12 protein-coding genes are annotated in these 15,061 nt (G+C 61.7%); 7 read left to right on the top strand and 5 right to left on the bottom strand.

Annotated features, from left to right (window positions below):
* Positions 1-99: 99 nt before the first annotated feature.
* The 5 genes from ACPFMJ_RS07895 to ACPFMJ_RS07875 all read left to right on the top strand — a co-directional run bounded on the left by ACPFMJ_RS07895 (position 100) and on the right by ACPFMJ_RS07875 (position 7,833).
* The gene (locus tag ACPFMJ_RS07895) at positions 100-3,729 is read left to right on the top strand and encodes an HAD-IC family P-type ATPase (RefSeq protein ID WP_424363264.1); all 3,630 of its coding nucleotides are present in this window, start codon (positions 100-102) and stop codon (positions 3,727-3,729) included.
* Between the two features lie 145 nt (positions 3,730-3,874).
* Positions 3,875-4,411, top strand: a complete 537-nt coding sequence (locus ACPFMJ_RS07890) for a hypothetical protein (RefSeq protein WP_424363263.1) — start codon at positions 3,875-3,877, stop codon at positions 4,409-4,411.
* Between the two features lie 37 nt (positions 4,412-4,448).
* Positions 4,449-5,660 (top strand): alpha/beta hydrolase, encoded by a 1,212-nt coding sequence (locus tag ACPFMJ_RS07885; RefSeq protein ID WP_424363262.1) that lies wholly within the window; start codon positions 4,449-4,451, stop codon positions 5,658-5,660.
* A gap of 566 nt (positions 5,661-6,226) precedes the next feature.
* Positions 6,227-6,715: a DUF1269 domain-containing protein gene (locus ACPFMJ_RS07880; RefSeq protein ID WP_424363261.1), complete on the top strand. Its 489-nt coding sequence runs from the start codon at positions 6,227-6,229 to the stop codon at positions 6,713-6,715.
* Between the two features lie 59 nt (positions 6,716-6,774).
* On the top strand, positions 6,775-7,833 hold the full coding sequence (locus ACPFMJ_RS07875; protein ID WP_424363260.1) for an AI-2E family transporter: 1,059 nt from the start codon (positions 6,775-6,777) through the stop codon (positions 7,831-7,833).
* A gap of 51 nt (positions 7,834-7,884) precedes the next feature.
* Here the strand turns inward: ACPFMJ_RS07875 and ACPFMJ_RS07870 are convergent, their stop codons facing one another.
* Together ACPFMJ_RS07870 and ACPFMJ_RS07865 are read right to left on the bottom strand one after the other, a co-directional pair.
* Positions 7,885-8,124, bottom strand: coding sequence for a hypothetical protein (locus ACPFMJ_RS07870; protein ID WP_424363259.1), 240 nt, complete (start codon positions 8,122-8,124; stop codon positions 7,885-7,887).
* A gap of 205 nt (positions 8,125-8,329) precedes the next feature.
* On the bottom strand, positions 8,330-9,382 hold the full coding sequence (locus ACPFMJ_RS07865) for an AI-2E family transporter (RefSeq protein WP_424363258.1): 1,053 nt from the start codon (positions 9,380-9,382) through the stop codon (positions 8,330-8,332).
* A gap of 398 nt (positions 9,383-9,780) precedes the next feature.
* Between ACPFMJ_RS07865 and ACPFMJ_RS07860 the strand changes: the two genes are divergently transcribed.
* Both ACPFMJ_RS07860 and ACPFMJ_RS07855 read left to right on the top strand, forming a co-directional pair.
* The gene (locus ACPFMJ_RS07860) at positions 9,781-11,361 is read left to right on the top strand and encodes an alpha/beta hydrolase (RefSeq protein WP_424363257.1); all 1,581 of its coding nucleotides are present in this window, start codon (positions 9,781-9,783) and stop codon (positions 11,359-11,361) included.
* Between the two features lie 163 nt (positions 11,362-11,524).
* Positions 11,525-11,797: a hypothetical protein gene (locus tag ACPFMJ_RS07855; protein WP_424363256.1), complete on the top strand. Its 273-nt coding sequence runs from the start codon at positions 11,525-11,527 to the stop codon at positions 11,795-11,797.
* Positions 11,798-11,927: 130 nt separating this feature from the next.
* Here ACPFMJ_RS07855 and ACPFMJ_RS07850 read toward each other — a convergent pair whose 3' ends face one another.
* The 3 genes from ACPFMJ_RS07850 to ACPFMJ_RS07840 form a co-directional block, all read right to left on the bottom strand.
* Complete coding sequence (locus ACPFMJ_RS07850; RefSeq protein ID WP_424363255.1) at positions 11,928-12,413, bottom strand: hypothetical protein; 486 nt, start codon at positions 12,411-12,413, stop codon at positions 11,928-11,930.
* Positions 12,414-12,559: 146 nt separating this feature from the next.
* The gene (locus ACPFMJ_RS07845) at positions 12,560-14,008 is read right to left on the bottom strand and encodes a GntP family permease (protein ID WP_424363254.1); all 1,449 of its coding nucleotides are present in this window, start codon (positions 14,006-14,008) and stop codon (positions 12,560-12,562) included.
* A 3-nt stretch (positions 14,009-14,011) separates the two neighbouring features.
* Positions 14,012-15,031: a patatin-like phospholipase family protein gene (locus tag ACPFMJ_RS07840; RefSeq protein WP_424363253.1), complete on the bottom strand. Its 1,020-nt coding sequence runs from the start codon at positions 15,029-15,031 to the stop codon at positions 14,012-14,014.
* Between the last annotated feature and the right edge of the window lie 30 nt (positions 15,032-15,061).

The following is a 15,061-nucleotide window of genomic DNA, read 5'->3' as shown; positions in this document are numbered from 1 at the left end:
GATTCAACAGGCTGAGCACAACGGCAAACCCACGATTTTTCATATCTTTACTTGCAGACGGCGCTCCGTCAAGATTACGCGCGGATGGAGAACGCGGCGATGAGTCATCTTCCGGACGAATTCAAAGCCAGTTGGCATTCTCTCGACGCAGGTGAGGCGGTCCGGCGCCTGAACAGCGACGCGGACAAGGGCCTCTCCCAAGAAGAGGCCGATAATCGGTTGAGGGCCTTGGGACCCAACCGGCTTCCCGAGGGCGCCAAGCGCGGCCCCTGGATGCGGTTCTTCCAGCAGTTCGACAACATCCTCGTATACGTCTTGCTGGCGGCCGGCTTCATCAAGTTGATGCTCGGCCTGTGGCTCGACGCCTCGATCATTACGGGTGTGGTCGTCATCAACGCGATCCTCGGATTCGTGCAGGAAGGCAAGGCCGAGAAGGCGCTGGATTCGATCCGCAACATGTTGTCCGCGGATGCGCGCGCATTGCGTGACGGCGAAGCGCGCGTCGTGCCGGCCGAGGATCTTGTCCCGGGCGACGTCGTCCTACTCGAGTCCGGCGACCGCATTCCCGCCGACCTCAGACTGATCGACGTCAAGAACCTTCGCACGGACGAAGCTGCGCTCACCGGAGAGTCCGTCCCCGCGGACAAATCGATCGATCCCGTTCCCGAGAAGGCGACGGTCGGCGATCGCGAGGACATGGCTTTCTCCGGGACGCTCGTCGTCTCCGGGCGCGCCGCGGGCGTGGTCGTCGCGACCGGCGCGCAGACGGAGCTCGGTCGCATCAATCAGATGCTCGCCTCCGTCGACGCGCTCGAAACGCCTCTACTGCGTCAGATAGAAGAGTTCGGACACACGATCGCGAAAGTCATCGGCTTCGTCAGCGTTGCGGTCTTCGCCTACGCCCGTTGGGCGCGGGACTTGCCTTTTGTCGAAGCGTTTCAGGCGGTTGTCGGAATCGCCGTGTCCGTCATTCCCGAAGGCTTGCCTGCGCTCATCACCATCACGCTCGCGATCGGCGTGCAGCGCATGGCGCAGCGAAACGCTATCATTCGGCGCCTGCCGGCCGTTGAGACGCTCGGCTCCGTGTCGCGCATCTGCTCGGACAAGACCGGCACGCTGACCTTGATGGAAATGATGGTTTCCTCCGCCGTCACCGCCGGTCACAATTACCGCGTCACGGGCGACGGCTATGCCAATGAAGGCCAGTTCCTGCTCGGGGAGCGGGAAGCGACGCCGGGCGCCGCGCTGAAGGCGATGGGCGTCGTGTCCAATCTGTGCAACGACGCTGAGCTGCGGTTGCAGGACGGCGTCTGGAAAGTCGAGGGCGACCCGACAGAAGCCGCTTTGTATCCTTTCGCCGCCAAGATGGGGATCGATCGGAACGACGCGCGGGAGAGCTGGCGTCGCATCGACGCCATTCCCTTCGAGTCCGAACACAAGTTCATGGCGACGTTGCATGAGGAGCAAGGGGGCGGGCGCCTATTCGTCGTGAAAGGCGCGCCGGAGGTCATTCTTGCGCATTGCGACCGGCAGGAAGCGGAGGGCGGCGCTGAACCGCTTCGGCGTGACGACTGGTTCGCGGCCGCCGATCGTTTGGCCGCTCAGGGCGAACGGGTGCTTGCGCTCGCCTGGCTGCTTGATCCTGCGGTTGGCGCAAAGAGCCTGACGCCCGGCGATCTTCCGAAAAATCTGGTTTTGCTCGGACTCGTGGGACTCATGGACCCTCCACGCAAGGAAGCGGTGGAGGCGGTCGCGGAGTGCCACAAGGGCGGCATTCGCGTCACGATGATCACCGGCGACCACAAGATCACCGCTGCGGCGATCGCGAAAATGCTCGGCATCGGCGACGGGAAAACCGCCGTGTCTGGCGCCGAGATCGAGGAGATGAATGACGGCGCGCTTCAGGAGGCCGTGCGCAATGTCGACGTCTTCGCGCGGGCCAGCCCCGAGCACAAATTGCGCCTTGTGAAAGCCATACAGGCCAATGGCCAGGTCGTGGCGATGACGGGCGATGGCGTGAACGACGCGCCGGCGCTCAAGCGCGCCGACATTGGCGTCGCCATGGGAATCAAGGGCACCGAGGTGACAAAGGAAGCGGCGGCCATGGTGCTCGCCGACGACAATTTCGCCTCCATCACGGCGGCCGTGCGCGAAGGGCGCACCGTCTACAACAACATCGAAAAAGCCCTGCTCTTCATGCTTCCGACCAATGTCGCGCAGGCTTTGGTCATCCTCGTCGCGATCGTTGCGGGGTTCATCCTGCCCATTACGGCCCCGCAGATTCTTTGGGTCAATATGGTGACGTCCGTCGCACTGGGCCTTGTCATTTCCTTCGAACCGCACGAACTCGACGTCATGCTGCGCCGGCCGCGCGCCGTGTCGCGACCCATTCTCGACGGCTTCGCGATTTGGCGAGTGGTCTTTGTCGGCGTCGCGCTTCTCGTTCTCACGCTCGCGGCGTTTTTCTGGATGAAGTCGTTGCAGGCTTCCGACGAGCTCGCGCGCACGGTCGCCGTCAATACGCTCGTCATCGGTCAGATTTTCTATCTGCTCAACAGCCGCTTCAAGACGGACTCCGCTCTTTCGATCTCCGCGCATCTCGGCAATCGTTATTTGCCCATGGGGATCGGCGCCGTGATCCTGCTGCAGGCGCTCTTCACCTATGCGGGCCCGTTCCAGAGCTTGTTTGGAACCGCAGCTGTGCCCGCGGAAATCTGGCCCTGGTTGTTGCTGGGCGGTCTGATCTTCTTTCTCGTCGTCGAGACCGAGAAATTCTTTATCCGCAAATTTCTCTTGCCGGCGGCCGGCGCGTCTGCGCCGTCGGCCGCGGGCGTTCATCCGTCAGCCGTAAGCAGAGGGGCTCGGCCCTCCTTGCAGTTGCCCGGGCGCTGGCAGGCGGCGCTCGGCGCGCTGGCCGTCCTTGGTCTTGTCGCCGGTGAGGTGTGGATGTTCTGGCGCCAGGACGGCGCCCAATATGCCACGGCGGCCGTCGAGAGGGCTCATCAGCATGAGGCGCGCGGGGACGTAGCGCCGCGCGAAGTATTCGCGCAACGCGCCGGGCGCGTCGCTTCCATCCTGTGCGAGAAGGGAGCGGTGGTGTCCACTGGCCAGATCTGCGCGAGGATCGATCCTCCGGAGGTTTCGCCGGCGGTCGAAAGTCTGAAGGCCGCACAAAAAGCTGCGCAGCAGCGGGAAGAGTCGAGCGCAGCGAGTCTCGCGAAGGCCAGGGATGACGTAGAGCGAAGCGGCCGATCGCGCGCCGCTCTCGACAAAGCAAAGGCCGCGCTCGAGCGGGCGAAAAAGCGCGCGTCGGTGGATCGCGCGGAGGCCGAGCGCGCGCGCGCCGCGCTTGCCGCCGCAGAAGTAGGCTCGGCGCGCGTCGATGTCGCCGCGCCGGTCGCAGGAACGATTGTCTCGACGGCTGAGGTCGGCGCGGCGGTTGCTGCCGGTGAACTCCCCGCCGTGTTCTCCATCGCTCCGGCGGCGACGGAATCAAATCGCACCCTCCGGGTCTCAAAAAAAGCAATCGCATACGCCGGGAGACGCAATGCTCGCGCGCCGGCGCAAGAAACGCTTCCCGACGGCTGGTCTCTCCTATGGGTGCTGCAGGACGGTTCTCCCTCGCCTGTCCGAGTTCGGCTGGGCGTCGAGAACGAAGGTCACGTTGAAATTGTCGAAGGCGTTTTATCAGAAGGCGATCTCGTCGTCGTCGATGACGGTCGCGAATGAAGGCCAATCAGAGCGGAAAGGACATCGTCACAGACGTCTGGCGAACATGCGGGGCGCTTTGAGCTTAGGTTGAAGGCTCGTTCCTTCGCGCTTCAACAAAAATAATGGCCGGCGACGGAGGCCGGCGATCACCAGGGGAAATTCAATGACAAATGCAGTTGGCAATTCAAGCTCTTCATCCCGCGGCGCTCTCTCCTGGCTGCGCGCAAGATTGCCTTACCTCATCGTTCTCATCCTCGCGATCGCGGGCGTGGGCTACACGAGCATGTCCGGCCGGCCCCTGAACGGCTACTGGGAATTTCTGGGTTTGGCGATCGGCCTCGCCTGCATCGCGATCGGTTGGCGGAAGACCAGCGACAAGGCCGAAAGGAGACGCATTCTCGTTACCCAGTCCCTTCATTGGCTGGCCTTTCTGATCGCGATGGGCATCCTGCTGCTGCCGTCCGTGAACACCTTTCTCAATGGCCCCGCCACGGGTCTCGCCCTCATGCTGTTGCTTGCGCTTGGGACATTTGTCGCGGGCGTTCATGTCTCTTCCGAGATTGCGACCCTGGGCATTGTTCTAGCGCTCACCGTTCCCGCCATGGCGTGGCTCAAACAATCGGCTCTGCTGCTGGTCCTGATCGTACTGGTGGTCGGCGCTTTCGCCGTCGCGCTGCGGCCGCAAAGAAACGAGGCCTGACGTCGAGAACTGGCTGGATCTACCGGAGCGGCCCCGCATGTTGCGCTTCCTGTTCATCTGCGTGCTTGCGGGTTCGCTCGCCGGGTGCGCGGCGCCGGTCGGCGTGCTGGAGCCGGTCGCGGCTGAAGCCCCGGGCGCGACGCGTCTCGACATCCTCGTTGCGACGACGCGCTCCCCTTCGCCCGACAATGGGGTGGCGTTCACCGGGGAGCGGGGCGGGGGCGCCTCGCTTTCCAGTTTTGTCGTTTCCATTCCGCCGGACGGGAGCCGTCAAGTCGGGCGCGTTCAATGGCCGCAGCAAACGCCCCCAGATCCGTCGAGGGAGTTTGCGGTCCTGGGCGTCGAATCCTTGCGTGAGTCCCAATTTGACGACTGGCTTCGCAAGCACGGGGGCAAAAGCCGCCGCGCGCTCGTTTTCATCCACGGCTTCAACACGCGCTTTGAAAGCGCGCTGATGTCTTTGGCGCAGATCGCGCACGATTCAGGCGCCGAGGCGGCGCCCGTTCTGTTCAGCTGGCCCTCTCGCGGCAGCCTGTTCGAATATAGCTATGATCGGGAAAGCGCGAATGCGTCGCGCGACGCGCTCGAGAAGCTGCTGGCGCGATTGGCGGCCAACCCCGCCGTCGGCGAAATCACGGTGCTCGCGCATTCCATGGGCGCTTGGCTCACCATGGAGTCGCTGCGGCAGATGGCTATTCGAAGGGGCAGGCTTCCCGCGCAGATTCGGAACGTGATCCTTGCTTCCCCGGACATAGACGTCGACGTGTTCCGCACGCAGTTTGCAAGTCTCGGGCAAAAGCATCCCCGCGTCATCGTGTTTGTATCGAGGCGGGATCGGGCGTTGCAATTCTCGCGCAGCATCGCTGGCAATATCGAACGCCTGGGAGTCGCCGACCCGCGGGAAAAGCCGTGGATCGAGGAGAAGGGAATCGAGGTCATCGATCTGACAGACGTGGATAGCAGCGATTTAACGCGGCACAGCAAATTCGCGGAGAACCCGGACGTGGTCAGGTTTCTGGGCGCGCAGCTCATCAATGGCGGTTCGCCGGGCGAGGCGGAGGCGGGCGTTGGAGAACGGCTCGGCGGCGCCGCAATGGGATTGGCTCAGGGCGTGGCTGGCGCCACGGGACTGGCGCTGAGCGCTCCGATCGCCGTTGTGGATCCCAAAGTAAGACGCGCTTACTCCAACCAGCTCGAACAAGTAAGGCAGGCGGTCGACAACGCGGTTGCCTCGGGTGCAGATCGGTGAGAGACTATTTGAGCATAGCGGTCGTTGTCACAAGGGGCCGTCATGTAGGCGACATGGAAGCTCGGCACGCTTGAATCTCAACGACGCAGCGCGGCCCAATAAGAAGCGATCGCATGCGTCCCAGACTGGCGGGGCTGAAAAGAATGCCAAGAGGCAAGCGTCAGTATCCTGGAGGCGGACCATGACAGATCTGGATCGTCGCACAATTCTAAGAAGTCTATTCGCAGGAGCGCTCGTCGCCGCGGCGGGCGTGTCATTGACTGCGACGGATGCGGGGGCAGCGCCCGTGATGGGCGTCATTCCCGACGACGCTCTGCCGAGTCTTCCTGTCGAGGATACGGCTGTGCGGTGCTGGTGGCGCGGCGGGCGGCGCGTCTGCGCACGGCGACCGGTGCGTCGCGTTTGCTGGTGGCGAAGAGGACGGCGCGTCTGCGCGTGGCGCTGACAGAGGTTCGTCCCGAAATAATATTTGCGCACGGCGCGCGAAATAAGTCGCAGCGTCACTGGCTGCCTTTGAATATGAGCTGAGGGGGCGTCCTTCGCCCGCGTCGGCACGGGGGAATGTGATGTCCGATCTCGTCGTCATCGTCTATGAGACCGAGGCCAAGGCCGAGGAAATGCGCAAGAAGCTCTTCGAGCTCCAAAAGGAATATCTCATCGAGCTCGGTGACGCTGCGATCGCCGTGAAAGAGCCGGATGGAAACGTCAAACTCAACCAGTTGCTCAACACCACGGCTGCAGGCGCCGCCGGCGGCGGCATGTGGGGCCTGCTCATCGGAATGATATTCCTCAATCCGCTGCTGGGGGTCGCATTGGGCGCCGCTTCCGGCGCGATCAGCGGCGCTTTGACCGATTATGGCGTCAACGACAAGTTCATGAAGGATTTGTCGGAGTCGCTCAAGCCAGGGAACGCGGCCTTGTTTCTGCTGATCCGAAAAGTGACGGGAGACAAAGTCCTCGAGGCGGTCAAAGGGACGGGCGGGACGGTTCTCAAGACTTCGCTGGACGACAGCAAGGAGAAAGCCTTGCGCGACGCCTTGGCGTCGGCGGGCTGAATGTTGACGCTCGTAGCGTATCGCCGCCCTTGCGCCCACGCGCCGGCTTGGGCGACGTCATGAAAATCAATCTTTTGGGTCGCGCGAATAATTCCCGGAACGAAGGTAACGACGATTGGATTGCGCGCGCAGTCGCGTTCTCCCTGATCCTCGTGACGACCATTGGCGGCGCTCTGGCGCTTTGGCGCCTCGCCGACTTGCTGCCGATCGTTTTCGTTACCATTCTACTCGCGATCGGGTGGCGCGCCTCGGCGGAGTTCCTCTCCCGTCGCACAAGCGCGCCTATGGGGTTGTCGCTTCTTCTCGTTGGGGGCGGCCTCGTCGTCTCGATCTATTTTTTCTCATCGCTGTTCGGGCGGCAGCTTCTGGCTCAATATGACGAAGTCGCCCTCGATATCCCGGCCGCCATCGCGTTGCTCCAGCGCTCGATCGAAGAACACCCGTGGGGGCATTTCCTCGAGAGACTGATGAGCATCGACTTTTCCCAGGCGGCCGCTCCCGTCGCCAACAAATTCACCGACGCCATTGGAGCCGTCGGAAGCCTTCTGGGTATGGGAATCTTCGTTATCATCGGCTCCGCCTATCTGGCGGCCGATCCGGATAGCGCGTCTGCGGGCGTTCTGGCGTTGACGCCAGCTTCTCGTCGTGACGCCATGACCCATTTCCTCAGCCGCTCGGGCGCAACATTGCGCAAGTGGCTCGTCATTCAACTCTATGTCGTCGTCATGAACACGGTCTTTGCCGCGGTTCTGCTGTGGCTGTTCAGCGTCCCCGCGCCAATGGCGATCGCGACGACCAGCGGCCTCCTCGCCTTCATTCCTTACTTCGGGTCTATGGTTGCGCTTCTGATCGCGGCGCTCGTCGCGCTTCCGCATGGGGTAGGCGTCGCAACATTGGCGGCCGTTGCGGTGGGTGGCGCGAGCTTTGTCGAAGGTTATCTGATCACGCCATATCTGCAGGGCCGGTCGCTCATGGTGCCGCCGGCGATTCTTCTGCTCTTTATGCTGGCTTTCGCCACGCTGTTCGGGACGATGGGCGTTGCCCTGGCCGTTCCGGCCACCGTTATTGTCCTGGTCGCGTGGAGCGTTTTCGTAAAGAACGAGATGAGCGTCGAGTAGTTTGCCCGCGCGCCAAAAGGCGATCGCGCGCGGGCCTTGGCTGCGGCTACTTTAGCGCCACTGAACGCAGCGACGATGACCGAAGCCGTGTCGCGTATTCCACCTGCGGGTCCATTTGATGCATTTCGCGCCCGCGGGAGCGGCGTGGACCTGCTGGACGAGAGAAGATGTCAGTGCGTCGCTGGTGAGGTTGGAAGCGCCCGATAGCGCCGCAGCGTGCGAAGGCGGCGCGACCAGAAGCAAGGCGCCGAAGCTTGCAATGGACAAGAGGCTCTTAATCTCGAAGCGCATTGAAATCCTCCGCTTTTCATGCATGGCATGATGTTAGCCGCTTATCAAAAACGGCTGCTCATTAGCTGCCGAAGGTCGAAAAGAGTCAAGATTGCGCACCAAGTTGTCGGCAGGCTCTCACGTCGTGCGCCAGGTAGCGATCCAAAACGGACGACAGGCTGAAGACCAGGAGCCAAACGGCGCCGCTTGCGCTTCTCCCGATGCTTTAATGTCTTTGAATTTCGTAGGCTTTCGCTTCGATCCGTCCTCCTGAAAGGATATCCGCAATGCTGCGCGTCGACGGAAATTCCGCGAGCAGAGTTATAAAAGCGATCGCGATTGGAACGCCGAGGAAAGCGCCGAGGGCGCCCCATAGGAACGTCCACAAGACGATTGAGAAGAGCACGAGAGGCGGTGAGATCGACAACGCCTCTCCTGAAAACACCGGTTCCAGATAGCTGCCAATCACCGCCTGAATGAACAGCATGCCAACCAGAACGAGCGCGGCGGACTCCATCGACCCAAAATGCACCAGAGCGAACAGCGGCAGCAGCACGGTCACGATGAACGATCCGATATACGGAAGGTAATTGAGAGAAAACGCCAGCATGCCGCACGCCCCCGCCATCTCCAGGCCAATCAGGCGCGCAAGGAGCCAAACGGAAAGACCGGTCGCGATGCTGGCGCCCGTCCGTACGACGATATAAGTGCGAAATTTGTGACCGATCTGTTCGCTCGCAGCTAGCAAATGGCTGCTTGCCTCCTCGTTCTTCAAAGCTGCGATACGCCCTCGAATGACGCCGGCTTCATTGAGGCCCAGCACGACATAGATCATTACGATCAGCGCGAAGGCGAGCAAGGTGTTCACCTTCATGGCGGCGACCTGAAGGATACGTACGATCGTGGCCGGATCGAACTGGTCCGTGATCATCGTCAGGACGAAAATGTCATGCGCCTCCAGCCATGAGGTGGACGCGACAAGCGAGTCCTGAATACGATCGATATTCCTGTTCACCCAGTCGACAATTTCGCGCGCTTCCCATGCGATGACGGATAGGAGCGCCAGAAGGACCAAGGCGGTCGCGACGAGCGTGATGGAGATTGCCGCCCCGTTTCCGATCCTTGGCCGCAGCGCGTTTTTGACGGGCAAGACGATCGTGATGATGAAAATGGCGAAGGCCGCCGGCTCGATGACGGTCTGCGCGACTTTGCATACGGCCAGGACAATCAGAAACGCTATGATGATGCACGCGGTTTCCGCGCCCCGCCCTTTGTTCATGACGATCTTGAGCCCCTGAAACCCGACCGCTACAGACCCACACGGCGCATGCTTTTTTCGCCAGCCGGCTGAGCGCGTCGATGAAAGGTCGGCCAAATGAACCGTCACCATATCGGGGCGTCGTGCGCTGTCAATTCGCTGGCCGCTTCCGTCTAAGTCGCGACGCCGATGACATAAGGGCGCATGATGAATGCGGGAGCGCACTCGGCGGGCGGCGATTGCGCGTTCCTCATATCGTCGTATGGTGTCAATGCGGACGAAATCGAGAAGGCGAACCCAATCGTGGTTTCGTGGACGCGCTCGGGGTCTTGATGACCAATCGGCAATGGCGCAGTCGCACGAAGGCGTTTCCCTTGGATGCGGTAGGATAATAAATGCTGGCTTTGGGGTTGAAAACGATGAAATGGGCGGCCGGGCTGGTCGCCCTTGCCCTGTTCATTTTCATCGGAGTCCGGGCATATAAATCGGTGCGAGGACCGGATCTGGAGCTTTGGCACACTTATGCGCCTACGGAACTCACCCTCGACGAGATCGACCAGGGAGATTGGGCGAAATACATCGACGCCGAGAACCGCATATTCGACTCCGTTCGGGAAAACGTAAGCCTCAAGCTCCCCGTCGAGGAACGCGTTCCCTTCAACCGATATTTTGACGGAAGTCCGGTCAATCCGGATCACTTCGTTCAGAACTGGAATCGTTCGTATCGGCTCGAGCCCCAAACAAAGCCGGTGGGCGCGGTCGTCCTGCTGCATGGACTGACGGACTCGCCCTATAGCCTGCGCCATCTCGCGCAGTTCTATTTGCAACGGGGATTCGCCGTCGTCGCGATACGCATTCCCGCCCATGGCACGACGCCGGCCGCACTGGCGGATGTCGATTGGAGCCTCTGGCTTGCGGCGACAAGACTGGCCGTCCGCGAGGCCCGTCGATTGGCTCCAGATCCCGCGCCTCTCCAAATCGTCGGTTTCTCGAATGGCGGATCGCTCGCGCTCAAATATGCGCTGGACGCGAGCGAAGATACGCGCCTTCCTCAAGCGAGCCGTCTGATCCTGATCTCCCCGATGGTGGGGATCACCGCGTTCGCGCGCTTTGCGGGCCTGGCCGGATTGCCGGCCATTCTGCCTGCTTTTGCAAAGGCCGCCTGGCTGAGCGTTCTCCCGGAGTTCAATCCGTTCAAGTACAACTCCTTCCCTGTTAACGGCGCGCGACAATCCTGGCGGCTGACAGACGCGTTGCAGAGGCAGATCGGGCGGTTGCAGCGCGAAGGCCGGCTGTCGTCGCTCCCGCCGATCCTCACTTTCCAATCCGTGCTGGATTTCACGGTCAGCACGCGCGCGATCCTCGCCGGACTTTACGATCAAATCCCCGCCAACGGCTCGGAACTGGTGCTGTTCGACATAAATCGGAGCATGAAATTCGGGCCTCTCTTTCGTGCCTCCTCTGTCGAAAAGCTTTCTGATATCGCGCCGCCGCAGGTCAGACGCTTCAGGCTGTCGATCGTCGAAAATGTCGGCGAAGGAACAGATGACGCGCAGGAGCGCGTCACAGAGACCGGCGAGTCTTCAGCGCGCATCCGCCCGCTCGGACTCAGCTATCCGAAGGGGGTTTACTCGCTTTCGCATGTCGCCCTGCCGTTTCCGCTGAACGATTCCCTGTACGGCCTCGAGCCAGATGGCGCCGAAGATTACGGCGTGCATCTGGGGGCGCTTCCATTGCGCGGCGAGCGGGGCGCGCTCGTCGTGCCGCTCGAAGCGCTGGTCCGGATGTCGTCGAATCCGTTTTTTTCGTTCCTGCTCGCCCGTGTCGGGGAGCTATTGCCGCCGCCGCAATCGAACGCGGAGGGATCCGCAGGCGCCGGCGCGCAAGCGGATCCTTTGGCTGCCGGAAAGGTCGCGCAGCCACAAGCCGATGTCGCAAAACCTCCGGCGAAAGCTGGCGCAAAGTATTGGCGGAGAACTGATCAAAAGGTGAAAAAATAGAAATTGGGATAGGTCATTGAAATTACAATATTCTGCGTCATGCGCGCCTCCCGCGGTCCAGTCTTCTCGCTGCCTGCGAACATTTGCGAGCGACGGATATCAATGCTAGAAGTGCAGGGCTAGCACTGTTCAAGCTATTGAGTTGATTGGGAGGAGAATACAAATGGACAATGAAGAAAACAGCGTCAAGATGTCCCGCCGCTCGTTCGTCGCCGCGCTCTTCGCCGCTGCGACGATCGTCCCGGTGGTCGCACTGGATGCGTCCGATGCAGAGGCTGCGGAATCCGTAGAGCGCCAGTTCACCGGCGTCCGTCACCAGCCGCGCGTGTCGCGCCCGCGCAGCCCGACGAGAGGCTCGCGCCGTCACCGTCGCGTGGCTCGCGTTCGGCATACCGGCAAGCCGCAGCCGCGCCCTGACGCCCCGGCCGCTCAGTAACCTTTTGCATCGCGCCGCCCTGCATGAGTGTGGGGGCGGCGCGATTTTTTTACCTCGCTTGGAGAAAAAAGCGCACGGGAAACGCACCGCCTGTGTCTTTTCCGGCGTCGCCAATTACGGATAAGGGCGATTATTTCGGTTGGGCGCGCGGCGCCGCTGGCGCCGTATGATGCGGCGGGTGGACCTTCAGATAGTTGTTGAGTTTTTCTTCGAGGGGCGGATCCTGTAGCAGGCCGCTCTGCACGAGGAATTCGATATTCTCCGCCTTCTTGTTCGGGTCTTCAGGCTTGATTGCTTGCATGATCAACTCGCCCTCATATTTCATATGTTCTATTTTTTGGGCGTCGCGAGCTTTTGCATTTTCGAGCTGTTCCGCGTTCCTCGTTTTTTCCTGCTCGATCTGAGCCGCCTGTTCTGAGGAGATTTTCGTTATCATGCCGCCGGCTGCGGTTATCAGCCCTGCGACAAGTGTGGCCAACACGGGTGGTTGCGCGAGAAGCGAGATCAGGTAGCTCGGCCTTCTGGCGATCTCCTCTTCCTTGATCTTTAGTTCAAGCTTCGCGGCGGCGAGTTTGACGCATTTGATTTCGGTTTCCAAATCTTCGTCGTCGGCCATCAATGTGCTCTTGTCACGGGGCGCAAGTGGAACGCGCCATAAGGGATGATCTTCCGCAGAACATAGACGGCAATCGGCGGATTGTGGAGACGAGGTTTCCCGCACTTCGGAGCGATCAGGCTGTAGTTTGAAGAATTCGTGGTTGCTCAGAAAGACCCGAACGTCGCCCCGAGCGCGATGACGGCTGCGAGCGCGATGATGGCGCCGAGGATGGCCACGACGACGATATCCAGATAGCTTTCGCTGTGCTTGCATCCGCAAATGGCGAGCAATGTTACGATCGCGCCGTTGTGCGGAAGGCTGTCGAGCGTTCCCGCGCCGATCACGGCGACACGGTGCAGCAGCGCTGGATCAATTCCCTGCTTTTCGGCAAGGCGCAGATAAGTTTCGCCGAGCGTGTCGAGAGCGATCGTCAAGCCGCCCGACGCGGAGCCGGTGAGAGAGGCGAGGATGTTTGTCGCGATCGCGAGCGAGACGAGCGGGCCGCCCTCGATCCCGAGCACCCAGTTTCGAACAGTCGCGAAAGCCGGCATGGCGGCGACGACAGCGCCGAAGCCGACGAGGCTCGCGACGCTGACGAGCGGCAGCACGGACGCTGTAACGCCGGCGTCGACACTGTCGCGAAACGCGACGAGGCGCTCCCGGTTCAGGAGGACCAGCGCGACGATCGCCACGCTGAGTGCGATGATGACCGACCACACGCCGCCAACGGCTGAGAGCGTCGTCGGACCCCAGCGCTCTTCCGAGAGGAACGAGTCGTCCATGCGCGGAATGATGCGCAGGGACATCAGCAGATTGACAGCGACGACGACGATCAAGGGCAGCGATGCGACGACGATGTTTGGTCCTGCCGCGCGCTTGCCATGCGGGAGTTCCGCAAGGTCGAACTCGCGCGCCATCGCTGCGCGCTCTCGAATGGCCTGATCCTCGGTGACGTCCACGGGCGTCGCGGCGTCGTCGCCGAAGCCTTCGCCGCGTCGGCGGGCCGACGCTTCGGCGCGCAAGAGCCACCACATGCCGAAACCGAGCATGATGAGCGAGGCGATGACGCCGAGGCCGGGAGCGGCGAAGGCGGTCGTGCCGAAGAACGGCATGGGAATCGCGTTTTGAATCGCAGGCGTCCCGGGTAGCGCCGACATGGTGAAGGTCGACGTTCCGAGCGCGATCGCCGCTGGAGCCAGGCGCCTGGGCGTTCCGGCCTTGCGGAACAATTCCTGCGCCATGGGCGCCAGAACGAAAAAGGCGACGAAAAGACTAACGCCGCCATATGTCACGAAGGCCCCTGCGAGGACGACCGAGAGAATGGCGCGCCGGGCGCCGAATTTCTCGGCCATGAAATTGGCGATGACGGTCACCGAGCCGCTATCGTCCATCAATTTGCCGAAGAGCGCGCCGAGCAGGAAGATCGGAAAGAACTGCGCCATGAAACGCGCGGCGCCGTTCATGAATGTGACCGTCCAGTGCGCGAGCAGCGGCTCGCCGGAGAAGAGCGCCGCGACGAGCGCGGCCGCCGGCGCCAGCAGCAAGACGCTCCAGCCGCGGTAGGCGAACCAGATGAGAACGGCAAGCGCGATCAATATGCCCAGGAGACCCATCGGTCATATCCCTTCAAGGAGGTTGTCCAGGTCGAGCGTCGATCGGCGCCCCAGATCGTCTCCGTGCGTCGATAGAAAGGCTTCCGCCGAGCGGCGCCCTTCGTCGCGCAGCATGCAAAGGAAATTCCATTCCGATAGGAGTTTCGACGACGCGTTGAGATCCGTCATCATTTGCGAGGCAATACGGTGGATGCGCATGTTCGCCCATCGCGCGCCCTCGCGACAGCCCGGATCGGACGCCTGACGCAGCATCGCGATCATTCGGAGTTCCTTCAGCAGAACGGCGTTGAAGGACACTTCGTTCAGCCGGTTCAAAATGCTCATCGCCGAACGCGGCTTTTCCCTACGTTCCACGGGATTGATCTGCACGAGAATGGTGTCTTGCGACTCGCATTCCCGCACGAGCGGCGTAATCGTGGGATTGCCAGAATATCCGCCGTCCCAATATTCCTCGCCATCGATTTCGATCGCCCGGAAGAAGGTCGGCAGGCAAGCGGAGGCGAGTATCGCGTCGGGCGTCAGGTCGCGGTTGCGAAACACGCGGGCGCGTCCGGTGGAAACGTTGGTCGCCGTGACGAAAATTTTTATCGGCGCGTCCGGCAGCAGCTCGAAGTCCACGACGTCGGCCAGAATTTGTCGAAGCGGGTTCCCGCTCGTCGCCACGAAGTCGTAGGGCGACACGAAGCGAGACATCATGTCCATTGCGATGAAGGCGGGCGACGAGTCGAGCGTCCAGCGTCCCAGCAAAATATCCATCGGGCTGCGCTGCAAGGGGCTGAGACGTCCTGCCTCCGAGACCCGCCGCCAGAAAAACTCCAGCGCCTCTCGCGCGCCCGAACTGCCTGCCTTCGCGTGGCCGCTGATCAGCACGGCTGCGTTCATGGCGCCGGCGGACGTCCCGGATATCCCCTCGATTTTGAGGCGTTCCTCCTGCAGCAGCCGATCGAGAACGCCCCAGGTATATGCGCCATGAGCCCCGCCGCCCTGCAGCGCGAGATCTACCGAGATGACGTCGGCTGGCATTTTTCTCCCTTCGATCGCGTCGAGGAGGTC

The sequence above is a fragment of the Methylocystis parvus genome (assembly GCF_049675845.1).
GTDB lineage: Bacteria > Pseudomonadota > Alphaproteobacteria > Rhizobiales > Beijerinckiaceae > Methylocystis > Methylocystis parvus_A.
This window is presented reverse-complemented; position numbering and strand designations above follow the sequence as displayed.